Source organism: Hymenobacter sublimis (assembly GCF_023101345.1).
Taxonomy (GTDB): Bacteria; Bacteroidota; Bacteroidia; order Cytophagales; family Hymenobacteraceae; genus Hymenobacter; species Hymenobacter sublimis.
This window is the reverse complement of the sequence record NZ_CP095848.1, coordinates 1,753,752-1,778,600: the sequence shown is the minus strand read 5'-3', so window position 1 is coordinate 1,778,600 and position 24,849 is coordinate 1,753,752. Positions and strand designations below refer to the sequence as shown.

Annotated in this window: 19 protein-coding genes; 16 read left to right on the top strand and 3 right to left on the bottom strand. The window is 58.4% G+C overall.

The window, feature by feature from the left end:
• The first annotated feature begins 370 nt into the window (after nt 1-370).
• The 8 genes from MWH26_RS07495 to MWH26_RS07460 all read left to right on the top strand — a co-directional run bounded on the left by MWH26_RS07495 (nt 371) and on the right by MWH26_RS07460 (nt 12,656).
• Nucleotides 371-1,627: a pyridoxal phosphate-dependent aminotransferase gene (locus MWH26_RS07495; RefSeq protein ID WP_244695973.1), complete on the top strand. Its 1,257-nt coding sequence runs from the start codon at nt 371-373 to the stop codon at nt 1,625-1,627.
• A gap of 292 nt (nt 1,628-1,919) precedes the next feature.
• Nucleotides 1,920-4,382 carry an outer membrane beta-barrel protein gene (locus MWH26_RS07490; protein WP_247976710.1) on the top strand — a complete coding sequence of 821 codons (2,463 nt, stop codon included), beginning with the start codon at nt 1,920-1,922 and terminating at the stop codon, nt 4,380-4,382.
• 315 nt (nt 4,383-4,697) lie between these two features.
• Nucleotides 4,698-5,138 (top strand): MarR family winged helix-turn-helix transcriptional regulator, encoded by a 441-nt coding sequence (locus MWH26_RS07485; protein WP_247976709.1) that lies wholly within the window; start codon nt 4,698-4,700, stop codon nt 5,136-5,138.
• Between the two features lie 191 nt (nt 5,139-5,329).
• Nucleotides 5,330-7,792: a TonB-dependent receptor domain-containing protein gene (locus tag MWH26_RS07480; protein WP_247976708.1), complete on the top strand. Its 2,463-nt coding sequence runs from the start codon at nt 5,330-5,332 to the stop codon at nt 7,790-7,792.
• 443 nt (nt 7,793-8,235) lie between these two features.
• Nucleotides 8,236-8,961 (top strand): HAD family hydrolase, encoded by a 726-nt coding sequence (locus tag MWH26_RS07475; RefSeq protein WP_247976707.1) that lies wholly within the window; start codon nt 8,236-8,238, stop codon nt 8,959-8,961.
• Nucleotides 8,936-9,976, top strand: a complete 1,041-nt coding sequence (locus tag MWH26_RS07470) for a UbiA family prenyltransferase (RefSeq protein WP_244695969.1) — start codon at nt 8,936-8,938, stop codon at nt 9,974-9,976. The genes MWH26_RS07475 and MWH26_RS07470 overlap by 26 nt, the downstream gene beginning before the upstream one ends.
• A gap of 38 nt (nt 9,977-10,014) precedes the next feature.
• Nucleotides 10,015-11,727: a glycosyltransferase family 39 protein gene (locus MWH26_RS07465; RefSeq protein ID WP_247976706.1), complete on the top strand. Its 1,713-nt coding sequence runs from the start codon at nt 10,015-10,017 to the stop codon at nt 11,725-11,727.
• 590 nt (nt 11,728-12,317) lie between these two features.
• Complete coding sequence (locus tag MWH26_RS07460) at nt 12,318-12,656, top strand: hypothetical protein (RefSeq protein WP_247976705.1); 339 nt, start codon at nt 12,318-12,320, stop codon at nt 12,654-12,656.
• A gap of 67 nt (nt 12,657-12,723) precedes the next feature.
• Here the strand turns inward: MWH26_RS07460 and porX are convergent, their stop codons facing one another.
• On the bottom strand, nt 12,724-14,292 hold the full coding sequence (porX, locus tag MWH26_RS07455) for a T9SS response regulator signal transducer PorX (protein ID WP_247976704.1): 1,569 nt from the start codon (nt 14,290-14,292) through the stop codon (nt 12,724-12,726).
• 174 nt (nt 14,293-14,466) lie between these two features.
• Between porX and MWH26_RS07450 the strand changes: the two genes are divergently transcribed.
• The 8 genes from MWH26_RS07450 (at nt 14,467) to MWH26_RS07415 (ending at nt 22,814) form a co-directional block, all read left to right on the top strand.
• Nucleotides 14,467-14,841 carry a four helix bundle protein gene (locus MWH26_RS07450; RefSeq protein WP_247976703.1) on the top strand — a complete coding sequence of 125 codons (375 nt, stop codon included), beginning with the start codon at nt 14,467-14,469 and terminating at the stop codon, nt 14,839-14,841.
• Between the two features lie 64 nt (nt 14,842-14,905).
• The gene (locus MWH26_RS07445) at nt 14,906-16,135 is read left to right on the top strand and encodes an HD domain-containing protein (RefSeq protein WP_244695964.1); all 1,230 of its coding nucleotides are present in this window, start codon (nt 14,906-14,908) and stop codon (nt 16,133-16,135) included.
• 63 nt (nt 16,136-16,198) lie between these two features.
• Nucleotides 16,199-17,998 (top strand): glycosyltransferase family protein, encoded by a 1,800-nt coding sequence (locus tag MWH26_RS07440; protein ID WP_247976702.1) that lies wholly within the window; start codon nt 16,199-16,201, stop codon nt 17,996-17,998.
• Between the two features lie 21 nt (nt 17,999-18,019).
• The gene (gene lpxD, locus MWH26_RS07435) at nt 18,020-19,060 is read left to right on the top strand and encodes a UDP-3-O-(3-hydroxymyristoyl)glucosamine N-acyltransferase (protein WP_247976701.1); all 1,041 of its coding nucleotides are present in this window, start codon (nt 18,020-18,022) and stop codon (nt 19,058-19,060) included.
• Nucleotides 19,061-19,195: 135 nt separating this feature from the next.
• Complete coding sequence (locus tag MWH26_RS07430) at nt 19,196-20,587, top strand: bifunctional UDP-3-O-[3-hydroxymyristoyl] N-acetylglucosamine deacetylase/3-hydroxyacyl-ACP dehydratase (protein ID WP_247976700.1); 1,392 nt, start codon at nt 19,196-19,198, stop codon at nt 20,585-20,587.
• Between the two features lie 90 nt (nt 20,588-20,677).
• Nucleotides 20,678-21,478 carry an acyl-ACP--UDP-N-acetylglucosamine O-acyltransferase gene (lpxA, locus tag MWH26_RS07425; protein WP_247976699.1) on the top strand — a complete coding sequence of 267 codons (801 nt, stop codon included), beginning with the start codon at nt 20,678-20,680 and terminating at the stop codon, nt 21,476-21,478.
• Nucleotides 21,479-21,583: 105 nt separating this feature from the next.
• The gene (locus MWH26_RS07420) at nt 21,584-22,216 is read left to right on the top strand and encodes an ABC transporter ATP-binding protein (RefSeq protein ID WP_247976698.1); all 633 of its coding nucleotides are present in this window, start codon (nt 21,584-21,586) and stop codon (nt 22,214-22,216) included.
• 238 nt (nt 22,217-22,454) lie between these two features.
• On the top strand, nt 22,455-22,814 hold the full coding sequence (locus MWH26_RS07415; RefSeq protein ID WP_244695961.1) for a hypothetical protein: 360 nt from the start codon (nt 22,455-22,457) through the stop codon (nt 22,812-22,814).
• Nucleotides 22,815-22,944: 130 nt separating this feature from the next.
• Here the strand turns inward: MWH26_RS07415 and MWH26_RS07410 are convergent, their stop codons facing one another.
• Together MWH26_RS07410 and MWH26_RS07405 are read right to left on the bottom strand one after the other, a co-directional pair.
• Complete coding sequence (locus MWH26_RS07410; protein ID WP_244695960.1) at nt 22,945-23,715, bottom strand: DUF4197 domain-containing protein; 771 nt, start codon at nt 23,713-23,715, stop codon at nt 22,945-22,947.
• Nucleotides 23,716-24,007: 292 nt separating this feature from the next.
• Nucleotides 24,008-24,841 (bottom strand): DUF4197 domain-containing protein, encoded by an 834-nt coding sequence (locus tag MWH26_RS07405; RefSeq protein ID WP_247976697.1) that lies wholly within the window; start codon nt 24,839-24,841, stop codon nt 24,008-24,010.
• Nucleotides 24,842-24,849 lie beyond the last annotated feature (8 nt).

The following is a 24,849-nucleotide window of genomic DNA, read 5'->3' as shown; positions in this document are numbered from 1 at the left end:
GAACAAGTGAGGCGTTTGACTTGAGCCCACAAATTTGGTTAATCTGCCGCAATGCCGGTCCCTACCCCATCTTCCGCGGAAAGTACTGCTGCAGAATCGAACCGAGCCTTGTTATAGATACTGGGGACGATCTTCGGTTCGGATGATTAAGCAGAAGCTCGTATCAGAACGCCCCACTGAGTATTACCGCCGCTGGGTCCAGGAGCTACATTCCAACGACTCCGCAACCGGCCAGCTTTGGCCAGTTGCTGCGCGCCGCCCACTGGTGGATACGCCCTAACTACAGGGGTTTCTTGGGAGTTTTCAGGGCTGCTGGGCTTCAGACAGTCAGGGTCTTCTATATTTGGCCGACCCAAACCATGACCTGACCATGCAAGTTTCCCGAATGGCCGGTAGCCTGATCGGCTCCGAAATCATCAAAATCGGCAACGAAGTAAACGATATGATTCGCAAGGGGGAGCAGATCTGCAACCTCACCATCGGCGACTTCGACCCGAGCATTTTCCCGATTCCGGCCGAGCTGCAAAACGAAATTACCCGCGCCTACCAGAGCGGGCACACCAACTACCCCCCGGCCAACGGCATGGCGGCCCTGCGCGAAGCGGCCGCTACGTTCACCGAAACCCGCCTGGGCCTGGCGTACTCGCCCAATGATTTTCTGGTGGCCGGCGGCTCCCGCCCCCTCATTTACGCTACCTACCTGGCCCTAGTAGACCCCGGCGACAAGGTGGTATTCCCGGTGCCCAGCTGGAACAACAACCACTACTGCCATCTTTCTGCGGCCCAGGCCGTGATGGTAGAAACCCGCCCCGAAAACAACTTCATGCCCACGGCCGAGGAGCTGGCGCCCCACCTAGCGGGTGCTACCCTGCTGGCGTTGTGCTCCCCGCTCAACCCCACGGGCACCGTTTTCAGCAAGCAAGATCTGGAGGCTATCTGCGACGTGGTACTGGCCGAAAATCAGCGCCGCCAGCCCGGAGAAAAGCCGCTTTATTTGCTCTACGACCAGATTTACTGGCTGCTCACCTTTGGCGCGACCGAGCACTACGACCCCGTGAACCTGCGCCCCGCCCTGCGCGAATACACCGTGTATATTGACGGCATCTCAAAGTGCCTGGCTGCTACCGGCGTGCGGGTGGGCTACGCCTTCGGTCCGGCTGTGGTCATTGACAAGATGAAGTCTATTCTGGGCCACGTGGGAGCCTGGGCGCCCAAGGCCGAGCAGGTTGCTACCGCGAACTATCTGCCCGAGACTACCGCCGTGGATGAGTTCCTGGAGCAGTTCAAGGAGAAAGTACAACATAGCCTCGACGCTCTGCACCAGGGCCTACAAGCCATGAAAGCCCAGGGGCTGCCCGTGGACTCCATGGTTCCGATGGGCGCTATCTACCTGACTGCCAAGCTAGACGTACTGGGCAAAACCGCCCCTGATGGTCAGATTCTTAGTACTACCAAAGAGTTGACTTCCTACCTCATCAGCGAGGCGCGGCTGGCCTTGGTGCCCTTCAGCGCCTTCGGGACGGATGGCGCGGCGCCCTGGTTCCGTATGTCGGTGGGAGGCGCTTCCCTGGAATCTATTGAAGCGGCTCTGCCCCGGCTGCGGACGGCGCTGGAGGCTCTACGCTAGTGCCGCTGGCGCCGGCTAGTCCCTAATAGCTTTCCGATGAGCACAGAACAACAACGGGCCCCACCAGGCTGCTGGTGGGGCCCGTTGTTGTTCCGTGGGCTGGCCTACTAGCCCGGTTATTTTCGCGGAGTATGCGACGTTCTTGCTATCTTCCGGCATTCGATTCCTAACCTACTGGTTGAGAATTAAATACCCTGCTCCTTTTCGGCCGCTGTTTCTTATCCATGCGCTGGCCGGACCATCTGCCCCCTATTGCACTTTCCGCTTTATTTAACCACCGGATTGTGTGCCCATGCGCTTTTGTTTACCCCGCCTCACTGGAGGGTCCGTTGCTGTTCTGGGAGCTGTAATACTGCTCCTACCGTTCTCTACTCGCGCCCAGGTGCACCCGGCTGCCGTAGTGGGCACCGTGCGTACTAGCACTGGTGCCGCCGTGGAGTACGCTACCATTACCTTGCATCGGGCCGCCGATTCGGCCGTTGTTAAAACTGAGTTCAGCGACGCGGCCGGCCAGTTTCACTTGGCACCGTCCGTGGGAGGGCGCTACCTAGTGTCGGCGGCGCAGCTGGGATATGGCCGCGCGTGGCTGGGGCCGCTAGAAGTAACGGCCGCTCCCCTCCCGGCCCCCCTGGCCTTTGTCCTGACGGCCGGGGCCGCCACCCAGCTCAAGGGAGTAACCGTCACGGGCCAACGCCCTACCTTCGAGCGCCTCGCCGACCGCACCATTGTGAACGTGGAAGGCAGCACGCTCAGCGCCGGCAATACGGTACTGGATGTGCTGGGCCGCGCCCCGGGTGTGTCCCTGGATGCCAACGACAACCTGGCACTCCGGGGCAAGCAGGGCCTGCTGGTGCTCATCGACGGCAAGCGCCAACCCATGACCGGGGCCGAGTTAGCCAACCTGCTTCGCTCCTTGCCCGCCGAGCAGGTGAGTACGGTGGAGCTAATTACCAATCCGCCGGCCAAGTACGATGCCCAGGGCGGAGCGGGCATCATTGCCATCAACCTGAAGAAGGACCAGCGCCTGGGCACCAATGGCAGCCTGAACACCGCTTACGGCCGGGGCCGCTACGGCAAATTCACCTCGGGCCTAAGCCTAAACCACCGGCAGAAAAAGCTCAACCTCTACGGCTCCTACGCCTACGCCAACCGGCAGAGTTTTCAGGAGCTTGACTTCAGCCGAACGTACCGGCAGGACGCCGGCACCACGGGCCTCAAAACGGTGCAGCGCAACACGCCCCGCGGACACCTACAGTCGCACACCTGGCGGGCCGGCGCCGATTACTCGCTCAGTAAGCAAACGACCCTGGGCGCTGTGGTTAGCGGCCTGAGCAGCCAAACACCCTCTAAAGGCCTGAACGAAGCCGCCTATTTTGATGCCCAGAACCAGCTACTAGGCCGCTCCATTTCCATTAACCGCCGCAACCTGCTGACCCCGAACGTGGCCGGCAACCTCACGCTGCGCCACCTGTTCCCGAAGGACTCCTTGGGCACGCCCGAGCTGACGGCCGATGCCGACGTGGCCCACTACGGCATTACCCGTACCCTGGACCTAGCCACTACCTACCAGGCGCCGCTCACGACTACCCCCGGCACGCTGCTGGGCGACCAAAGCGGCACGCTTACCCTCTGGGGCGCGAAAATCGACTACATCCGGCCCCTGCGGCACCGCTTGCGCCTGGAAGCTGGCGTGAAAATAACCCAGGTATCGTCGGATAACGACGTGCTGTTCGTGCGCACTCGCGACGGGGTCAGCCAGGTTGATCTGGGCCTTACCAACCGGTTCCGGTATTCAGAAAACATCAATGCCGCCTACGTTAGCCTGACCCGCACCCGCCCGGAGCTGACGGTTACGGCCGGCCTGCGTGGGGAACAAACCAATGCCACCGGCCGCCAGGACGTGGGCCAAACCTCGTTCTCCCGCCATTATTTCCAGCTGTTTCCTAACCTGACGTTGCGCCGGACCTTGTCGGATAAGCACGAGTTGACCTTTGCCCTCAGCCGCCGCCTCGACCGCCCCACGTACAACCAGCTAAACCCGTTCCGCTCCTACGTGGATGCTACCTCCTACCGCACCGGCAACCCCGCCCTGTGGCCCGCTACCAGCGTGCAAGCCGAGCTGACCCACACGTTCCGCCACAAAATCAGCACGGCCCTGAGCTACACGCGCACCAACCGCCCCGTGGTGAACGTGTACCTACTAGACGCGGATCAGCTGGTAGCCTCCACCGACGTGAACCTGCGCACCCAGGAGTACTACGGCCTGACCCTGACGGCCCCGCTGGAGCCGGCCAAGTGGTGGAAGCTGTACGCCAACGCGGAACTGTTTTTCATTCAGTTTCAGGGCTTAGTTGATGGGGCAACGCCTCCTGCTGGCCAGCCGGGCGCCATCATCAGCCTTAACAACAGCCTAGCACTGGGCCACGGCTGGAGCGCCGACCTCAACAGCAGCTACAACTCCCGGGAGCAGTTTGCCTTCCAGACCATCCGCTCGTTTGGGCAGGTAGGCGCCGGCGTACAGAAACAGCTAGGCAAAACCCTGATCCGACTCAACGCCACGGATATTTTCTACACTACCCCGCTGCGCGTTACTTCGCGCTACCGGGTGCTGGAGGAAAGCTACCGCTCCGCCCAAGACTCGCGGGTGGTTACCGCTTCGCTGACCTACCGTTTCGGCAACGACAAGGTAGCCGCCGCTCGCCGCCGCGCTACCGGCGCAGAAGACGAAAAGCGCCGCGCCGCTACCGGTCAGTAACTTCACTAGTCTTGCGCTGACTGCTTATTAAGCCTGGCTTTCTACAAAGAAGGCCAGGCTTTGCATTACAGGACATATGAACAAGAGGTAGAATCGACGAACAGCCAAGCAGGAAACCCTGCTAATAAAATGGCAAGTAGAGAAAATGAACGTACTGCTTTGCCTGCGGCTCTGCAGGACGTTTTTGTAAAGTCGATTCTACCTGTCTCTGCTCTCCTATACACTCCTGGATACAGGCAACTGCACATATTTTGTAGGCTTTGCGCAACCTGTATGATGTATCATACATCTATATGATACATCATACAACAGCTCATGCTTTCCAGCGTTATCTTTTACTCCCTGGACAAAGCCATTCGGCAGTACCGCCGCATGGCCCAGGCCAACATCGACCGGGCCGGCGTTAGTATTAGCATCGACCAGTGGCTGGTGCTGCGAGTGATTCAGGAAACCGATGACCTAACCCAAACCGACATTGCCGAACGGGTTTTTAAAGATCAGGCCTCCGTGGCCCGCATGATTCGGCTGCTGCTGGAGCGGGGTCTGCTGCTGGCCGAACCCCTACCCCACGACGGCCGCCGTACCCAGCTGCGGGTGTCGGTGGAGGGACTCCGCACCTTGGACGCGGTGGAGCCCGTGGTGCTCAGCAACCGCGCAATAGCCCTGGAAGGGCTCAGCGAAAATGACCTGAACACCCTGCGCTACTTACTAGAGCGCATTGCCACAAACTGTGGTGCCCTGCCCCCCGCTACCTAGGCACTAACAGCGCAGCGGAATCAACCAAAAATTTCGTATTTAAAATATTTTATTTTTCAAATACGAAATCATTCGTATGTTTACTACGAAACTATTCGTAGTCGCTGAGCACGGAACGGCCGCCTTATTGTTCAGCTCGCCTTTTGGGGCTGGTCGCTTAATTTTTCTTTCCCATCTCACCTTGCTTTCTCATGAAGACTATGCATCCCGGGCAGCCGCGCGGATCCGCCTTGCTGTTCCTTTTATCAGCGCTACCCCTCACGCGGGCAGTAGGTCAGGGCGTCAGTGGGCAAGTCCGGACTGGTGCCGGGGGGGCCGTGGAATATGCTACCGTGGTGCTGCACCGGGCCGCCGATTCGGCGGTGGTAAAAACCGAGTTTAGCGACGAAAAGGGCGCTTTTCGCTTTGAGTTGACCGCCGCGGGGCGCTACCTAGTGTCGGCTTCGCAGGTAGGGTTTGGGCGAGCTTGGGCCGGGCCGCTGGAAGTTACCGCCGGCTCGCCACCATCTTCTCTGACGCTAACGCTACAACCCAACAAGGCAACGGCTCTCAAGGAAGTAACCATCACGGGGCAACGCCCAACCTTTGAGCGGGAAGCCGACCGCACCATTGTAAATGTGGAGGGCAGTACACTGGCGGCCGGCAATACCTCCCTGGATGTGCTGCGCCGCTCCCCAGGCGTGACGGTGGACGGCAACGATAACCTCGCACTCCGGGGCAAACAAGGCTTGCTGGTGCTCATTGATGGCAAGCGCCAACCCATGACGGGCACAGAGTTGGCCGACTACCTGCGGGCCCTACCCGCCGAGCAGCTGAAAAGCATCGAGCTGATTACCAACCCACCGGCCAAGTACGATGCCCAGGGCGGGGCGGGCGTTATTGCTATCAACCTGAAGAAAGACCAGCGCCTGGGTACCAACGGCACCGTAAACCTGAGCTACGGCCGCAGCCAGTACAATAAATACGTGTCGGGGCTGAGCGTAAACCACCGCCGCCAGCACCTGAACCTGTTTGGCTCCTATAACTACTCCGACCGCGCCGGCATTGGCAAGCTGAGCATACACCGCGACTTTTACCGGGTTGACACCACCGGCCGGCTGCCGCGCCAGCTCATTCAAACCACCGACCAGGAAAATCGGGCGCCCAACCAGTCCCGCTCCCACACCTGGAAGGCCGGGCTCGACTACACCCTCTCGAAGCGCACGACGCTGGGCGGGGTAGTTAGTGGCCTGCAAAACCGCAACGAGCAAAACGGTCGCAACCACACGGCCGTCAACAACTTGGAGCGGACTCTGCAGCAGCAATACGCTTCTACCAATGACCGTCAGGGCCGCTACGCCAACGTGGCCGGCAACCTGAACTTCCGCCACACCTTCCCTGATTCCCTGGGCACCCACGAGCTAACTGCCGACGCCGATTTTGCCCGTTACCGCACTACCCGCGACCAGCGGCTAGAAACGCGCTTCAACGGCGCCGAGCAAGTGGGCGAAACCATCATCGGCGACCAGCAGGGCTTACTCACGATTCAGTCGGCGAAGGTGGACTACGTGCAGCCCCTGAGCAAGCAGCTGCGGTTAGAAGCTGGGGCCAAGGCCAGCCTGGTTTCCGCCGATAACGACGTGCAGTTCTTTACCAACGGGGAGCTGGACCGAAACCGCTCCAACCGCTTCCGCTACGATGAGAACATCAATGCGGGCTATTTTAACCTGAACTACAGCCTGCCCAAGCTGAGCTTGCAGGGCGGCCTGCGCGCCGAGCAAACCAACGCCGTGGGCAAGCAGGACGTCGTGCAGGTGGGCCGCACGCCCAACTTCGACCGTCACTACTTCCAGTTGTTCCCAAGCGCAGCCCTGAAGCGGACTTTCTCCGACAAGCACGAAACCAGCCTCTCCCTGAGCCGGCGCATCGACAGGCCGTCGTATAACCAGCTGAACCCCTTCCGCATCATCATCGACAAGACCACCTCCGGGGCCGGCAACCCCGACCTGCGCCCCCAGACCAGCTACAATTTTGAGCTGAACCATACCTACCGCCAGAAGTACAGCCTGGGGCTGAGCTACAGCCTAACCAGCAACCCGCTGATTGGGGTAGTACAGCCGGAATCGGATAGCACGGTAGTGTCGACTACCCAGAACCTAACGCGCCAGCACTACTACGCCCTCACTTTCACGGCCCCGGTGGAGGTAGCCAAGTGGTGGAATATGTATAACAACGCCGTGCTCTATTATAGCCGCTTCGAGGGCAACTTGGCCGGCACGAACCTCAACCGGGGCCGCAGTTCATTCACCCTTAGCTCCAACCACACGTTCCCCTTTGGGAAGGGCTGGAGCGCCGAGCTGAACGGCTCCTACCAGTCACGGGAGGTGTACGGCTTCATCCTGGCCCGGCCCAACGGGGAAGTGGCCGCGGGCATCCAGAAAAGCCTCTGGAACCGCAAGGGCAACCTCAAACTCAGCGTGGCCGACATCTTCTTTACCCAGCCGCAGCGGGCCGTTTCCTCCTACGACAACTACGTGGAGCGCTTTTACCAGCGCCAGGATTCGCGACTAGCTACACTGGCTTTCACCTACCGTTTCGGCAACGATAAGCTGGCGCCCACCAAGCGCCGGGGCGGCGGAGCCGAAGACGAGAAGCGGCGGGCCGGAGGGCAGTAGGGCATGAACTAGTTGCCCTCCTACTCCTCTACCACACCTTACTTTTTCTACAGCGCCCACAAGGCAGGCTCTTATCCCGGAGCTCACCTTGTGGGCGCTGACTGTTTTAGGCGGATCGAAGGGAAATTAACAACTGCTTCGCAACGCTTTTCACTCCCCATGCTTGCCTCTGCTAGGGCTAATAACAGCCAGATTGGGGAGAATCCATTCGACTTCCGACCATAGTATAGGAAACCCTATTAAGACTAAGGCTTACTATCTGAGTGCTTGTTGAATATAAATAAACATATAATTATTTTAACTATCATTGTCATAAGATACACGCAAACTACTGCTGTAAAGCACTATACACCCCAAAATCGTCCTATAGCTTCCACGGGAGGAAATAGCATTAACTATTTTTTAATTTGTGCTTATCCAGTATTAATTTTAATATTATCGATATGATTAATACTGTGCCAATTAACTGGGCGAACCTCAACTGCGTGATTTTTGATGTCGATGGCACGCTCTATACGCAGGGCAAGCTGCGCAAGCGCATGTTGAAGTCTTTGCTGCAATACTATGGCGTCCGGCCCTGGAAGCTGCCGGAGCTGCTAATGCTGCGCCGGTTTCGGGCCGAGCGGGAAAAGCAAACAGCCTACGCCGGCCCCGATCTAGAGGCCGATCAGTACGCCTGGGCGGCACGGGCCGGGGGCTACCCAGTCCAGCAGGTGCGGGCCGTGGTGGAGCGGTGGATGTTTCAGTACCCCAACCAATTTCTGCTGCCCTGCCGCTACCCCGGCGTGGCCGGTTTTTTTGCCGCGCTCCGGGCCCGTGGCATTAGCATCGGCGTCTACTCCGATTATCCGGCCCAGGCGAAGCTGGCGGCCCTGGAGCTGGAGGCCGACATCGTTATCAGCTCTACTGACCCGGCCATCAACCGCCTCAAGCCCCACCCCCAAGGGCTGCTCCACATCTGCCAGCAGCTAGGCCTACCCCCGGAGCAGTGCCTGTTCATTGGTGACCGGCCCGAACTGGACGGCGCCTGTGCCGAAGCGGCCGGCATGCCTTACCTCATAGTCGAGAAACAGCCTTTCCCAACCTTCACTTTTTACGAAACTCTAACGAATCAGCTTTCTACTACCTCACAGCCAACTCCCTATGAATCAGACGTCCATTCATCTTGATATGCAGAATCCGGAGGAGCCGCTGGTGCTGCTCCCAGCCAAGCTCAAGGACTACGTAGCCATTGCGCGCCCCGATAACTGGGTCAAGAATGTGTTTATGGTGCCCGGAATGCTGTTCGCCATCATCGTGTATAACCGCACGAACATTGACGTGCCCCTGGTACTCAACATGTTGCTGGGGATTGTGAGCACCTGCCTGGTGGCCTCGGCCAACTACGTCATCAACGAATACCTGGACGCCGAATTCGACAAGTTTCATCCCCTGAAAAAGAAACGCACTTCCGTGGTGCGGGTCGTGAATCCGGTGCTGGTGTACTCCGAGTGGTTTGGCTTGGCGGCCGTGGGCCTGACCATTGCCTACACCATTAGCGTGCAGTTTTTGTGCGTATCGGCTTTTCTGCTGTTTATGGGCGTGATGTACAATGTACGGCCCTTCCGCACCAAGGAGCGCCCTTACATTGACGTGCTGTCGGAATCCGTGAACAACCCCATTCGGTTTGCCCTGGGCTGGTTTACGGTAGCGCCCGCCCTGGGCTTTGCCAATCTGGATGCCGTGCAGCTGTTCAACAGCTTCCCGCCCACCAGCATCATCATTGCTTACTGGATGGGCGGCGCTTTCCTGATGGCAACCAAGCGCTTCGCCGAATACCGCCTCATCGGCGACCCGGCGCTGGCCGGCCTGTACCGCCGCTCGTTTAAGTTCTATACCGAGCACAGCCTGCTGATTTCCATGTTCTTCTACGCCCTGACCTCGGCGTTTTTCCTGGGCATTTTCCTGATCAAGAACCGGGTAGAGCTGCTCATCAGCTTTCCGTTTTTCGCGCTGCTGTTCTCCTGGTACCTGCGCATTGGCTTGCTGAAAGACTCGCCGGTGCAGGGCTCCGAAAAGCTCTACACCCGCAAGTGGTTTATGCTCTACGTGGTGCTGTTCTGCCTGCTGCTCACGGGCCTCATGTTTGTGGATGTGCCCGGCTTGCACGGCCTGCTCGAAGACCACTTTAAGCTGAACGGCTAAGTGCCGCTTGTCCTTTTCTCGGAACTCTACTTTTCGCTATGCTGGCCCCCTTTAAGTCGACTACCGCCGCGCTGCCCGCGTGGCGCGCCGAGCCGGCCGCTACGCTGCGTCCGCGCGCTGGCACCCGGCCTGATGTTACCTGGTTGCTCTACGGCCTGCTACTGTTGGGGGTAGGCATCCGCCTGTTTCACTTCCTGAACAACCGCTCCTTCTTCATCGACGAGCTGTACCTGAACGTGAACACCATTAATATGGGGTTCTGGGAACTGGCCACCCAGCCGTTTCAGTATGAGCAGAAGGCTCCCATTGGCTACCTCTGGGTTAGCCGGCTGAGCGTGCTGCTGTTTGGCAAGCGGGAAATGGCCCTGCGCCTGTTTCCGTTGCTCTGCGGGGTGGGCACGCTCGGGGTGTTTACGCTTATCGCGCGGCACTACCTCAAAACCTGGGGAGCAGTAGTAGCCGTGGGCATTCTGGCCCTGTCGCCGGCCTGCATTTACCACTCCGTGGAGGCCAAGCAGTACAGCACGGAGCTGTTCATGGCCACGTTGTGCCTCTGGCTTTACATCCGGTTTCACAAAAGCGCTTCCTTGCCTGCCCTGCTGACCTGGGGGGTATTGGGGGCCATCATCCTGTGGTTTTCGTTTTCGGCCATTTTTGTGCTGGCTAGCATTGCCATTGCCGTCAGTGGGCGCTGGGTGCTGACTACCCGCTGGCGCCAGTTTGCCCTCTACCTGATACCATTCTCGCTCTGGCTGGTGAGCTTTGGGGTGCAGTACGTGCTCATTATCAGCAAATATCCGCAGTCGAGCTGGCTGATTGATTTCTTTGCCAAGGTCTACGACGGATTCATGCCCCTGCCTCCTACCTCCGTTAAGGATGTGGTATGGTACGCCCAACGTCCCTACAACTTGCTGGTGCATCCGCTGGGCGTGCTCCTGACCCTGGATGGCGACTTGGCACCCTGGCAGGAAAGCAAATGGCGCTACTTGTTTAAAATGGGCTGGCTGCCGGCGGGCTTGCTGCTGAGCGGCATGGTGGTGCTGTTCAAGCGCAACCGCACCTTGTTTTTCTGCTTGTTCCTACCCCTGGTATTTGCCATGCTGGCTTCCGGGGTAAAGATGTATCCCTTCTACGCCCGGTTCGTGCTGTTTCTGGCCCCGGCCTTGGTGCTTTTCATTGGGCTTGGAGTAGATGGCTTGCAGGAGCTGCTGGCCCGGCGCCGAGCCCTGTTTTATACGGTGGTGGCCCTGCTGTTTCTGCCGCTCTGCATCAACACGGGCCGGCAGCTGGCCAACCCCGATATGTTCATGAACTACGAGGACAACCGCGGCCCCCTGCTCTACATCAATGCCCACTACCAGCCCGGCGACGTGGTGTACGTATTCTGGAACATGACCCACGCCTACCAGTACTACAAGGAGGCCTATCAACTCCCCTTTACTGCCGTGCAGGGCCATAATCTGAAAAATGACGTTCGGAGCTCGGCTGAATTCATGCAGAAAATGCGGGCTGATATTCCAGACCTCAAGGGCAAAAAGCGCCTCTGGTTTGTGTTCGATTACCTGAACCGCAACGCCATTGGCGAGTACGTGGGCCAGCCTGCCTGGTACCACACCCAGTATTTCTATGCTACCACCGAAATGCAGAACCTGTTCAACCAGTTCGGCCGCAAAGTGGATGAGCTGCACAGCAAACCCTATAACAAGTACCCGCATACCGTAGTACTCTACGAGCTGAACCAACAGCAGTAATTCGCAGCTGGCACGCTGGCCTTTACCTACCGCTTCGGAAACAACTAACTGGCACCTACCAAGTGCGGCGGGGGTGCCAAAGAGGAAGAACGCCAAGCCGCTAGACGGTAGCTACCAGACCCAAAAACAAAGCGGATGCTCAGTTGAGCATCCGCTTTGTTTTTGGTATATATTTCAGTTCCCTATATGGTCTTATTTCCTCCCTAAGAAGTTGAGTAGCGAATGGACTTTCTATGTTGTGGCGTACAGCCTGGTGTTTTGGATTCCGCAATTCATCTGCATTCGGCTGGCACGTAAATCCCGGCGGAAAGGCTCCAGTTTAGCTAGGAGCTACCTGACTTTGTACGCTCCGTTGCTGCTTTTTTGCCTGCTAGGTTTTCCGTTTGCGCTGGTCATGTTTCTCACCTTCGGAATATTCATGCTGCCGATATGGGCCCCCACGCTGGTGTATACCTGCGTGCTTCCATTTTCAAGTACAAAGCCAGAGCCCCAACCAGAGTGGCGCAAAAAGTGGCTGGATAAGTAGCTTCGGGCCTCTGATATCTTTGCCAGGTTAGCATCCCTCCATTTCACAATGTACGTACCCTGCTATGCTTAACACTTTGCTGCTGACCATGGACAGCATGCGGGACAGTGATTTTGAGACCTTATATCACTGGCTTCTGGCTATTGCCTGGGTATTTCAGCTGCTATATCTGGGCGCCGTATTCTACTTAACCCAAGGCTCCAGCACCCGCAAAACCACTAGGCACTATCTGTTTCTGATCTGGGCACCCCTATTCGTGTTGTTTGCCATCTACTGGCCGCTAGACGCCGTGGTATTCCTTTTCCCCATTCAGACGCTAGGACTTTTGCTGCCTTTTTTGATAACCAGTTTCCTGCTCCCGGCAATCCGGCGGAATCATAGTAAGCCGAACCAGCATCTGTAGAAAATCCTCTGGTATTCACGTAAAAGGCCGGTCAACTGACCGGCCTTTTTGTTTGTTTCTACTTCTGCTACCCCTTCGGGCTGAGCACTACGTACGGAATGATGCATTCCTCTAGCGAGATGCCGCCGTGCTGGAACGTGTCCTTGTAGTAGTTCACGTAGTAATTGTAGTTGTTGGGGTAGGCGAAGAAGTAGTCGCCGACGGTGAAGACATAGGCGGTGCTCACGTTTTCGCGGGGCAGGAAGATGTGCTCCGGCTTGCGCACCGTGTACACGTCGCGGGAGTCATCGAAGCCCAGGTTTTTGCCGTGCTTGTAGCGCAGGTTGGTGTTCGTGTTCCGGTCGCCCACAATTTTGTAGGGTCGCTTCACCCGGATGGTACCGTGGTCAGTGGTGATGATGAGCTTGCCCTTGCGCTCGGAAATCTGCTGGAGCATTTCGTAGAGCGGGGAGTGCAGGAACCACGAGCGGGTAATACTCCGGTAGGCCGATTCGTCGGCGGCCAGCTCCCGGATCATGGCCATGTCGGTGCGGGCGTGGCTGAGCATGTCCACGAAGTTGTAGACGATGACGTTGAGCTTGTAGTTGTTGTGCAGGTTGGCCATTTTGCCCAGCAAGTCTTTGCCAGCCTGCAGGTTGGTCACCTTGTTATAACTGTACTTGGCTTTCTGCCCGGCCTTCTGGAACATGATTTCCATGAACTCGGCCTCGTGCATGTTTTTACCCTCGTCGTCGTCGTCCCACACCCACAGGTTGGGGTATTTCTTCTGGATGTCGCCGGGCATCATGCCCGAGAAAATGGCGTTGCGGGCGTAGGCCGTAGTAGTGGGCAGAATGCTATAGTAGGTTTCCTCGGAGTCCACCGTGAACAGGTCAGCAATGATGGGCTCGAGTACTTTCCACTGGTCGTAGCGCAGGTTGTCGATGAGCACGAAATACACGGGCGTGTCGCCGGTATCCTTGAGCATCGGAAACACCCGCTCCTTGAACAACTGGTGCGACATGAGCGGGGCGTCCTTGTCGTCGCCGTTCACCCAGTCCTCGTAGTTCTCCGTGATAAAGCGGCCGAAGTAGGTGTTGGCTTCGTCCTTCTGCATGTTAAAGACGTCGGCCATGCTCTTACCCTCCGTCTCGTTGATTTCCAACTCCCAGTACACCAGCTTCTTGTACACCTCAGCCCACTCCGAGGGGCTGAGCCGGTCGGAGAGCTGCATGCCCAACTGGCGGAAGTCGCGCTGGTAACCAGAGTTAGTGGCTTCACTGATAAGGCGCTTGTTGTCAAGCACCTTTTTCACCGACAGCAGAATCTGGTTGGGGTTGACGGGCTTAATGAGGTAGTCGGCAATTTTAGCCCCGATGGCCGACTCCATAATGTGCTCTTCCTCGCTCTTGGTAATCATGACCACGGGCACGGTAGGGCGCACGGCTTTGATTTCGGTGAGGGTTTCCAGGCCCGTCAGGCCGGGCATGTTTTCATCCAGGAACACGATGTCGTAGGTCTTCTCCTGAATTTCCTCGAGGGCGTCGGCCCCGGAGTTCACGCCGGTTACGTCGTAGCCTTTCTCCTTAAGAAAGAGAATGTGAGGTTTCAGGAGGTCGATTTCGTCATCGGCCCAGAGGATGCTGTATTGTTGCATAAGAGGGGTCTTGGGGTCTTGGGGTCTTGGGGGCTTAGTTTTGCCTACCCAAGTCATTTGGATGCTGCAATGCAGCAAAGCAACTAGCTTTACCGTGAATCCTGGCAATAAGATTCCGTCCTAGCTGACATAGATCAGGTTAGTAAAGGTCCATTTACTCGGTTTATATAGTTTATGTTCGATTTTCGCAAACTGCGGATTTGGCAGGAAGGTCAAGATCTAACCTTGCGTATTTATCAACTGACCCGCAGTTTTCCGAAAGAAGAACTTTTCGGTCTTACCAGCCAGTTGCGCCGATCGTCTGCGTCAGTTCCCCATAATATTGCAGAAGGCTGCGGTAGGCAGTCAGCACCAGATTTACTGCGTTTCCTAACCATTGCTATGGGCTCGGCCAGCGAGTTGGAGTCTCAGCTTCTGCTAGCGCAGGGCCTTGAATATATCTCAACGGAAACCGCTAGCCAGATATTGCCCGACGTAGAAAGGCTGCGTCGCATGCTTACAGCGTATTACCAAAAAATAAAAGCTAACCTACCGGATAAGCATGACTGACGAGCGCAGGGATAAGGTCAGAAATTCCAAGACCCCAAGATCCTAAGCCCCCAAGACCCTATCAATGAACAAAAAGAAAATCTTCAACGACCCGGTGTATGGCTTTGTCACCATCCCCACGGAGTTGCTGTTTGACCTAATTGAGCACACCTACTTTCAGCGCCTGCGCCGGATTCAGCAGCTGGGCCTCACCAGCTTTGTGTACCCGGGGGCTTTGCACACGCGCTTTCACCACGCCCTGGGTGCCATGCACCTGATGACCCTGGCCCTGCGCACGCTCAAGGACAAAGGCGTGCAGATTTCGGCCAAGGAAGGCGAGGCCGCCATGGCCGCTATTCTGCTGCACGACGTGGGCCACGGCCCCCTCTCCCACGCCTTGGAGCGCAGCATCTTCCACGACGTGCACCACGAGGAACTGAGCCTACACCTGATGCGCAAGCTCAACACCCAGTTCCACGGGGCTTTGGACCTGGCCATTCAGATTTTCGAAGGCACCTACTCGCGGCCATTCTTCCACCAACTGGTGAGCAGCCAGCTGGATATGGACCGCCTGGACTACCTCAACCGCGACTCCTTTTACACCGGCGTGCAGGAAGGCCGCCCCGGCGCCGACCGTCTCATCAAGATGCTGACCGTGGTAGACGAGCGGCTGGTGCTGGAGGAAAAAGCGGTGTACAGCATCGAGAACTTTCTGGTGAGCCGGCGGCTGATGTACTGGCAAGTGTACCTGCACAAAACGGTAACGTCTGCCGAGCAGATGGTTATCCGTATTATGCAGCGGGCCCGCGACCTGGTGCAAGCCGGCGTAGAGGTGCCCGCCTCGCCCAACCTGCATTTCTTTCTCTCACGCAGCGTCACGCAGCGGGAGTTTGAGCAGGACGATGAGATTCTGCGCCGCTTCACCCGCCTCGACGATACCGACGTGTGGGGCGCCGTGAAGCTCTGGGCCGACCACCCTGACAAAGTACTGAACTACCTGGCCCAAAGCCTGCTCGACCGGCACCTGTTTAAAATCACGCTCCAGACGGAGGCTTTCGACGAGGACTTCCAGTTGGGCATCGTGGACCTGATTGCCGAGCACTTCCAGCTCTCGGCCCAGGATGCAACCCAGCTGATGATTGCCGGCCGCATCAGCAACAACGCCTACGACGCCGACGGCCAGGACCCCATTGATGTGCTGACCAAGCGCGGCCGGGTTGTGAACGTGGCGGAGGCTTCGGATTTGCCTAATATTCGCGCCATCAGTCAGCGGGTAGAGAAACACTACATCTGCTACCCCAAGGAAATTCTGTAGCGGCGGTCTGCTGCGTTGCCGCGCCGCTGGCCGCGCAGTGTCGTCGTTTCATCTTCGCCGCGCATGTTCGCTTTCCTTCGACGCTCCTTTACCGATTTGCCCCTAAGCTTGCTGGCGCTGTTTTTTCTGGCGCTGAGCGGGAGCCTGGGTTTGCTTTACAGTTGGGTTTCGCTGGCCGATTTGCAAGCCCTGCGCCAGGGTATTTACGGCCGCAACGAAATGCCCGAGTTTGTGCTCCAGGCGACGCCCGCTCGGCTTGCTCTGCTACGCTGGAGCTTGCTGGGGGTAGCGGCGGCCGCCGCCGCACTGGTGGCATATTTGCTACGAAGCGGGCGTTTTCAGCGCGAAATTCAGGAGCTGCGCCAGCAACTCCAGGAAGCCAGCCACAGCGTAGCCCAGGCTGTGCAGCAGACTTCAAGAACCGAAAAGCTGCTGGCGGCTCTGCTGCTGCTTGGGGTGCTGGGCTTGCGGCTGTACTACTACCAGGTGTATCCGCTCAGCACCGACGAGGTAGCTACCTACGATTACTTTGTGCGGGGCGGCCTAGTGGCAAGTACCAGCTTCTACCCCATTCCCAACAACCACATTCTATTTAGCCTAAGTTGCTGGGTAGTCAGCTGGTTTACTGCAAATGATGTGCTGGTGCTGCGGCTGCCCACGTTGCTCATCAGCCTGGCAGGCACCGCGGCAGCCTACGCCCTCCTGATTCGCGTGACCAACTTCCGGACGGCTACGCTGGCGGTGGGCTTGTTCTGCCTTTCGCCCTTGTGCCTGTACTATGCCATGGCCGGGCGCGGCTACTTTCTGCTGATAGTAGTGGCGCTGGGACAGTTTTTTGCCATGCTGACCGTTTTGCACGCGCCCCGGTACGAGCAGTTGGGCTGGGGGCTGTTCATTATTACGGGAGTGCTGGGCTTGTACACCATTCCTACCTACGCCTACCCACTGGTTTCCTTAGGCTTTTGGATGGGAGTGGTGTTTCTGCGGCGGGGCAACCTAGCTGGCTTGCGGCGGCTGGCGGCGGCCACGCTGCTGGTAGCCGCCGGGGCACTTGTGGCCTACGGGCCGGTTATCGGCGTTACGGGTCTGCGGGCCCTGGCGGCCAACCAATACATTGCGCCCCAGTACTTAGCCGAATTTTGGCAGTCCTACGGTCTTTACCTCTACCAGCCTGCCCGGGAGCTGTTTGGGCACGAGCAGCTGAGCGTGCCCGGCTTCGTGGTGATGCTGGCGGCCGTTCTGCTGGTGCTGCCCGTTCTACCGCACCGCTGGCGGCGGGTAGCCTTGCCGGCGGCGGTGCTGGTGCTGCTGCCCTTCGTGTTTATGCCCATTCAGCTAGTGTATAGCCCGGCGCGGGTACTGCTCTACGGCACGTTTTTCTTTTTTCTGGGGGTAGCAGCCTTCGGTGAGTGGGTGCTGCAGCGGCTGCGCGTGTCCCAGCCGCTGGCGCTGGTGGGCATTGGGGGACTACTCAGTCTCTACGGCCTCTACCAGGTGGCCCATTTTCGCTACAGCGTGCAGGGTGCGCAAGCCCAGGACCAGCAGTTGCGGCAAGCCTACGCCTGGCTCCGGCCCCGGCAGGCGCGCCGCGTGTACTTCGATGCCCCGTTTCACAAGCTTTACTTTCATCACTACGCCCTTACCACGGGCTACCCCCTGTGGCTGTTTGAAGCCGCCTCGGCCCAGGGCACCCGCTACGACTACGTAGTATTATTCCGCGGCCAAACCACGCTGCCGGCCTGGCTTACCGCCGCTTACCACCCCGTGTATTCCGATGCGGGAGCTACTATCTATCAGGCGCTAGTACCGCCTGCCAACTATTCCGTGCCGGCTCCCGTAGCGGCACCTCGCGCCGGGAAATAGATATTTCTCTACTTTTGCCCGATGGAATTCACCGTAGGCCAGATAGCAGAAGTACTGCGCGGAGCAGTTGAAGGAGACGCCGCCCAGCAAATCAACCGCTTGGCAAAAATCGAAGAAGCCCAGGCGGGGGCTCTCTCCTTTCTGGCCAACCCCAAGTACGAGCCCTACCTCTACACCACGGCTGCCTCGGCCGTCATCGTGAGCCGCACGCTGGAGCTGCGCCAGCCCACCACGGCGGCCCTAATTCGGGTCGATGACCCCTACACCAGCTTCACAACCCTGCTGGAGTTTTACCAACAAGCTACTCGCACGGGTAAGCGCGGCGTGGAGCAGCCCGCCTACCTGGCCGCCAGCTCCACCATCGGCGAAAACCACTACCGCGGGGCCTTCTCTTACATCGGGGAAAACTGTGAAATCGGGCGCGACGTGGTGATTTTCCCTCACGTGTTCATCGGCGACCGGTGCAAAATCGGGGACGGCACCATTCTGTACGCCGGGGCAAAAATCTACGCCGAAACCGTTATTGGGGCCCGCTGCACGGTGCACGCCGGGGCCGTTATCGGCTCCGATGGGTTCGGCTTTGCGCCCCAGCCCGATGGCTCCTACCGCACCATTCCGCAAATTGGCAACGTGGTGCTGGAAGACAACGTGAGTGTAGGCGCCAACGCTACCATCGACTGCGCCACCATGGGCTCGACCATCATCCGGGAGGGCGCCAAAATCGACAACCTGGTGCAGATTGCCCACAACGTGGAAATCGGGCGCCACACGGTGGTAGCGGCCCAGACGGGTATTTCGGGCTCCACCAAAATCGGTGACTTCTGCGTGCTGGCCGGGCAGGCGGGCATTGCCGGCCACCTGAGCCTGGCCAACCGCACCACCGTTACGGCCCAGTCGGGGGTAGGCAAATCCATCAAGGAAGAAGGTATTCTGCTGCAGGGCTCCCCCGCCTTCAACCTGCGCGACAGTCTGCGCGCCAACGCCGTGTTCCGTCACCTGCCCGATCTGGAGCGCCGGCTCACCCAGCTGGAACGCCGCCGTACCGAACCGGAAAAGCCCTAGCTTTACACCGTGGAAGCCGTTGGCTGATGGCGATTAGCTGTTAGTTCTTGGGGCTTCCTTTACTTAATGTCTCTGACCGGCCACCGGTTCTGAACGTCAGCTAACAGCTAGGAGCTATTAGCTAACAGCCAAAGAATGAACGACAAGCAACATACCATTAAGGCCCCCGTCACCGTGAGTGGCATTGGCCTTCATACCGGCGTGCAGGCCACCATGACGTTCTGCCCCGCCCCCATCAACCACGGCTACAAGTTTCAGCGCATTGATTTGCCCGGCCAGCCCATTGTGGATGCCGACGTGGACAACGTAGTAGACCTTTCCCGCGGCACCACCATTGAGCAGAACGGGGCCCGCGTGAATACCGTGGAGCACACCCTGGCCGCCCTGGTAGGCTTGCAGATCGACAACGTGCTGATTCAGCTGGACGGGCCCGAGCCGCCCATTATGGATGGTTCCAGCTTCGAGTTTATCAAGCCCCTACAGGAAATTGGCCTGGAAGAGCAAAACGCCCTGCGCAACTACTTCGAGATTCCCGACGAAATCCGCTACGTGGACAACGCCCGGGCCGTGGAGCTGGCCGCCCTGCCCCTGAACTCTTACCGCCTCACGGTGATGGTAGACTACAACTCGCCGGTGCTCGGGTCCCAGCACGCCTCTTTGACCCACATCGACCAGTTTACGACGGAAATTGCCTCCTCGCGCACCTTCTGCTTTCTGCACGAGCTGGAAGCCCTCTACAAGTCCAACCTCATCAAGGGCGGCGACCTGAGCAACGCCATTGTGGTAGTGGACCGCGTGGTGAGCGACGAGGAACTCGACGACCTGGCGACCATGCTGGGCAAGCCCAAGGTGGCCGTGAAAAAGGAAGGCATCCTGAACAACGTGGACCTGCGCTACAAAAACGAGCCTGCCCGCCACAAACTCCTCGACCTGGTAGGCGACCTGGCCCTGGTAGGCCGGCCGCTCAAGGGCCAGATCCTGGCGGCCCGCCCCGGGCACGCGGCCAACGTGGCCTTCGCCAAACGCATCAAGAAAAAGATGATGGAGGCCCATACCAGCGCCGTGCCCACGTACGACCCCGCGCGCGAGCCGGTGATGGACATTAATAAGATTGCCGCTACCCTGCCCCACCGCTACCCCTTCCTGCTCATCGACAAGATCATACACCTGGACGCCAACACGGTAACCGGCGTGAAGAACGTGACGATGAACGAGCCCTTCTTCCCCGGTCACTTCCCCGGTAACCCCGTGATGCCCGGCGTGCTGCAAATTGAGGCCATGGCCCAGACCGGCGGCATTCTGGTGCTCAACACGGTGCCCGACCCGGAGAACTACTGGACGTACTTCCTGGGCATCGAAAACTGCCGCTTCCGCCGCATGGTGAAGCCCGGCGACACCATCATTTTCAAGTGCGACCTGACGGCCCCCATTAAGCGCGGCATTGCCAAAATGAGCGGCAAGGCCTACGTGAACGGGAAAGTGGTGATGGAAGCGGAAATGTCGGCCAGCATTGTGAAAAAGAATTAAGGTTGAAGAATTAAACATGGCCCTGACCGTTCAGGAACTGCCATTCTCTTCGCTCTTACCTTCTTAATTCTCAATTTTTAATTGAACAGAATGAACCAGCCGCTCGCCTATATCCACCCCGAAGCCAAAATCGCCCAGAACGTGGTAGTGGAACCCTTCACGACCATCGATCAGGACGTGGAAATCGGGGAAGGCACCTGGATTGGACCCAACGTCACGATTATGGCCGGGGCCCGCATCGGCAAGAATTGTAAGATTTTTCCGGGCGCCGTTATTGCCGCCCAGCCCCAGGACCTGAAGTTTGCCGGCGAGAAAACCACTGTGTACATCGGCGACAATACCGTTATCCGGGAGTGCGTGACGGTGAACCGCGGCACCGTGGACAAGCTCAAGACCGTGGTAGGCGCCAACTGCCTGCTCATGGCCTACGTGCACGTAGCCCACGACTGCGTAATTGGCAACAACTGCATTCTGGCCAACACGGTGCAGGTAGCGGGCCACGTCGAAATCGGTGATTTTGCTATTGTGGGGGGCTCCTCGGCCATTCACCAGTTTGTGCACATCGGCCAGCACGCCATGATTTCGGGGGGCTCTCTGATCCGGAAGGACGTGCCCCCTTTCGTGAAGGCCGGCCGCGAGCCGCTTACCTACGTGGGCATCAACAGCATTGGGCTGCGCCGCCGGGGCTTTTCCGATCAGAAAATTGCCGAAATTCAGCAGCTCTACCGCCTCCTTTTCCTTAGTGGCCTCAATAACGCCGCCGCCCTCGACCAGATTGAGCTAGAATTGGCTCCTTCCCCGGAGCGCGACGAGGTAGTTAACTTCATCCGCAACTCGGGCCGGGGCGTCATTAAAGGCTACTCCCGCAACGGTAACGGCGGCATCGAATAAGATTAGAAGTGAGACCTGAAGAGCTTAGAGCTTAGAGGACGTTCTGATACTGCTTGCGTCAGAACGTTCCCTAAGTTCTAAGCTCTTCTTTCTAAGCTCTATACCATGCAGATTACCGCCACCGGGCTGGGCAAGCGCTTTGCCCGGGAATGGATTTTCCGGGACCTGACGCACACTTTCCGCTCCGGTACGGCCACGGCTATTCTGGGGCCCAACGGGGCGGGCAAGAGCACCCTGCTCAATACCCTGTCGGGGCAGATTTTACCTACCTCCGGGACGCTGGCCTACGAGCACGCGGGCCGGGCCATTGCCGTAGAAGAGGTGCCGCCCCAACTGGCCTACGCCGCCCCTTACCTGGAGCTGATTGAGGAGCTGACCCTGACGGAGCAGATTCAGTTTCATACCCGCTTCAAGCCCCTACGCCCCGGCCTGACTACTGAGCAACTCATCACGCTGATGTACTTGGAAAAGTCGCGCCATAAGTTGGTCCGGGACTTTTCCTCGGGCATGAAGCAGCGCCTCAAGCTGGCGCTGGCCCTGTATGCTGCTACCCCGTTGCTCTTGCTTGATGAACCGACCACCAACCTGGACCGCACCGGCGTAGAGTGGTACCTGGAGCATGTGCGGGCCACGCTAACAGGCCGCACGGTACTGGTTTCCAGCAATGTACCAGAGGAGTACGACTTCTGCCAGGAGCAGTTGCTGATAACTGATTTTGGGGCCAAAGCTGCGCGCTAACGGCTTTTTCTCGATATCTGCGTAGTGGAAGGAACTACGGCAGCCTTCGGATGGTACCTACCTCGGGAGCTGCTTGGGAGAAAACTCGCGGCGGCAAACAGGAAGCGACTTGCCTCTTTTTGACGCTTACCCTGGCCTCTACCGCAACCTTCCCTACTCCTACACCCGTATCTTCGCAGCTGAAAAGTAGCCGCGCCATTTCACTTGATTTTTCACCCTTACCGCCCCTAGCAAGGCCATGAGACAACACGACGACCTCGACGACGACCTCTTCGATGATGACGAGCTAGATGACTTCGCCACCACTGGCGGCAGCAAAACTCGCGGCAACCCCGAAGATCAGCTTTCGGCCAAGTACGCCGACTACCTGATGTGGCGCGATACGGGCTCCTCCCACGATGAGGCCCTGGACCTGGCCAGCATGACAGAAGACGAGTACGCCACGGCTGAAGCCACCGAAGACCCCGACGGTAGCACTAGCTTCAGCTCCCTGGACGACTTGGATGACGACGACTTCTCCGACGACGAAAACGACGAGTACGGCAGCAGCGGCAGCTCCCGCAACAGCCGCCGCAACTCCGACTACGACGACTACTAGGCCACCAGCGACATACTAAACCGCGCGCTAGGGCTTAATTAGCCTCAGATAACGCAACCACAACGGCCCGCCTCTCTGCTGCAGAGAGGCGGGCCGTTGTGGTTGCGTTATCTGAGAAAAGCTCGGCGGTTTAGCCCTGCTTGCTGCCAAACACCCGACGAAGCAGCTCCGTGCCGCGCGCTACGGGGTTCTCGCGGATGTTGGCTTCTTCCTGGGCAATGAGGGTGAACAGGCCATCAATGGCTTTACCGGTAGCGTACTGGTTCAGGTCGGTTTGCACCGGAGTAACCAGCGGAATCCGGTTGTAGCGCGTGGTCAGGTCGGTATAGTAGCGGGTGGCCCCTACCTGGTCGAGGCTTTTCTGCACGATGGGTTTGAAAGCTACCGTGAGTTGCTCGGTGGTTGTGCGCTTAAGGTAGTTGGTAGCGGCATTCTTTTCCCCGGTCAAAATACCCCAAACATCTTTGAAGGTCAGGCTCTTGATGGCCGTCAGGAAGATGGGCTTGGCACTTTTGGCGGCGTCTTCCGCGCCCCGGTTCAACGTCAGCTCGAACTTATCGACCTGGCTACCGAGGCCGATGGAACGGAGCGTGTTAGCTACGCGCTGGGCATCGGGCGGAAAAGGAATTCGAATGAGCTTGTTGAGGTAGAAGCCATCCTGCTTGGAGGCTTGATCGGCTCCTTTGCTGATCCCCTGGGTCAGGGCCTCCTTCAGGCCCCGGGCAGCCTCATCCTGGCTGATGTTGCCCGTGCTACCCGTCCGGGTAGAGGTAGTAGTGGAAGGAGCCGGAATGGTCGTTTTGAGAATATCACCCAATTTGGGCAGCCGCAGCTGGGCCGAGGCAGTAGTATGCAGGCCCAGCAGGACCACGGGCAGAACAAAAAAACGGCGGAAGTTCATAGCGGTAAAAGAGCAGTACAGAAGCTAAGCGGTGCAAGGCAGAAACCGGACCAGTTTACAGGAAACCGTGAGTTGGTGAATGCATGAAGCCAGGCCATAGTGAGTGATATTAAGTCCCGGCACCTATACAAAAGCCCGCCATCCTTCGCTGTGCTCAGGATGACGGGCTCTTTACTCACTATCCCATTATTCCATTAGGCTTGGTAGACAGCCAGAGCGTTTGATTTAAAAAAAGAACGTCATGCAGAGGCTGAACACCTCGCTTAGTTCACCAAGGCCCTCATGGCCGGTTTTACTTGCCAAATACCCGCTTGAGTAGGGCGCTACCCTGGGCCGCCGGGTTCTGCCGGATGCGGCCCTCTTCAGCCGCAATCAGGGCGAACAGGCCGTCCACGGTTTTCTCGGTGGCGTAGGGTACCAGCTGCGGATTCAGCGGCGTGACGAGCGGAATCTTGTTGTAGCGGGCCACCATTTCGGCGTAGAGCCTAATGGCGCCGGTTTTTTCCAAGGACTGTTGCACGGTAGGCTGGAAGGCCGTGCGCAGGTCGGCGGCTGTCTTTTCGTAGAGCAGCGTGGTGGCCGCGTCGCTTTCCTTGCTGGTGGCTAGGCTGAGGGCGTCCTGCAGGCTGAGGTTTTGCACCGCATTCAGGAAGATGGGCTTGGCCTGCGCGGAGGCCGTTTCGGCGGCGCGGTTCAGAGCTACCTCGAAGTTATCGACCAAGGCCCCAGCCCGCACTTTCCGCAGGGTAACGGCTATCAGCTCGGCTTCGGGCGGGAACGGGATGCGAATGTCGGCGTTGCCGTTAAAGCCATCGGCTTCGCCGGCCTGGGCTACGGCGCGGGTTACGCCCTGGCTCAGCGCTTCGCGCAGGCCGCCGGTGGCCTCGTCGGCGGTGAGGGGTGCTTTCACTGGGGCCGCGGGGGTAGCAACCGTAGTGGTAGTTTTGGTGGTCGTGGTTTTGGTGGCCGTAGTAGCCTTCTTGACCGGCGCGGTTTTCTTAACCGTGGTGGTTTTTTTGGCAGTTGAAGTCGTCTTTTTCGCCGGGGTTTTGGTTTGGGCTACGGCCAGGTGCCCGGCGGCCAAAGTAAGCGTGAGGCCGAGGGCCAAGGTGCGGAACAGAGTCATAAGACAAA

Coding starts and splice junctions, on each gene's coding strand:
- MWH26_RS07465 (WP_247976706.1), top strand. CDS start 10,015: ATGCTGGCCCCCTTTAAGTCGACTACCGCCGCGCTGCCCGCGTGGCGC.
- MWH26_RS07485 (WP_247976709.1), top strand. CDS start 4,698: ATGCTTTCCAGCGTTATCTTTTACTCCCTGGACAAAGCCATTCGGCAG.
- MWH26_RS07460 (WP_247976705.1), top strand. CDS start 12,318: ATGCTTAACACTTTGCTGCTGACCATGGACAGCATGCGGGACAGTGAT.
- MWH26_RS07495 (WP_244695973.1), top strand. CDS start 371: ATGCAAGTTTCCCGAATGGCCGGTAGCCTGATCGGCTCCGAAATCATC.
- lpxD (WP_247976701.1), top strand. CDS start 18,020: ATGGAATTCACCGTAGGCCAGATAGCAGAAGTACTGCGCGGAGCAGTT.
- MWH26_RS07405 (WP_247976697.1), bottom strand. CDS start 24,841: ATGACTCTGTTCCGCACCTTGGCCCTCGGCCTCACGCTTACTTTGGCC.
- lpxA (WP_247976699.1), top strand. CDS start 20,678: ATGAACCAGCCGCTCGCCTATATCCACCCCGAAGCCAAAATCGCCCAG.
- MWH26_RS07430 (WP_247976700.1), top strand. CDS start 19,196: ATGAACGACAAGCAACATACCATTAAGGCCCCCGTCACCGTGAGTGGC.
- MWH26_RS07410 (WP_244695960.1), bottom strand. CDS start 23,715: ATGAACTTCCGCCGTTTTTTTGTTCTGCCCGTGGTCCTGCTGGGCCTG.
- MWH26_RS07480 (WP_247976708.1), top strand. CDS start 5,330: ATGAAGACTATGCATCCCGGGCAGCCGCGCGGATCCGCCTTGCTGTTC.
- MWH26_RS07445 (WP_244695964.1), top strand. CDS start 14,906: ATGAACAAAAAGAAAATCTTCAACGACCCGGTGTATGGCTTTGTCACC.
- MWH26_RS07420 (WP_247976698.1), top strand. CDS start 21,584: ATGCAGATTACCGCCACCGGGCTGGGCAAGCGCTTTGCCCGGGAATGG.
- MWH26_RS07440 (WP_247976702.1), top strand. CDS start 16,199: ATGTTCGCTTTCCTTCGACGCTCCTTTACCGATTTGCCCCTAAGCTTG.
- MWH26_RS07470 (WP_244695969.1), top strand. CDS start 8,936: ATGAATCAGACGTCCATTCATCTTGATATGCAGAATCCGGAGGAGCCG.
- porX (WP_247976704.1), bottom strand. CDS start 14,292: ATGCAACAATACAGCATCCTCTGGGCCGATGACGAAATCGACCTCCTG.
- MWH26_RS07475 (WP_247976707.1), top strand. CDS start 8,236: ATGATTAATACTGTGCCAATTAACTGGGCGAACCTCAACTGCGTGATT.
- MWH26_RS07450 (WP_247976703.1), top strand. CDS start 14,467: ATGTTCGATTTTCGCAAACTGCGGATTTGGCAGGAAGGTCAAGATCTA.
- MWH26_RS07490 (WP_247976710.1), top strand. CDS start 1,920: ATGCGCTTTTGTTTACCCCGCCTCACTGGAGGGTCCGTTGCTGTTCTG.
- MWH26_RS07415 (WP_244695961.1), top strand. CDS start 22,455: ATGAGACAACACGACGACCTCGACGACGACCTCTTCGATGATGACGAG.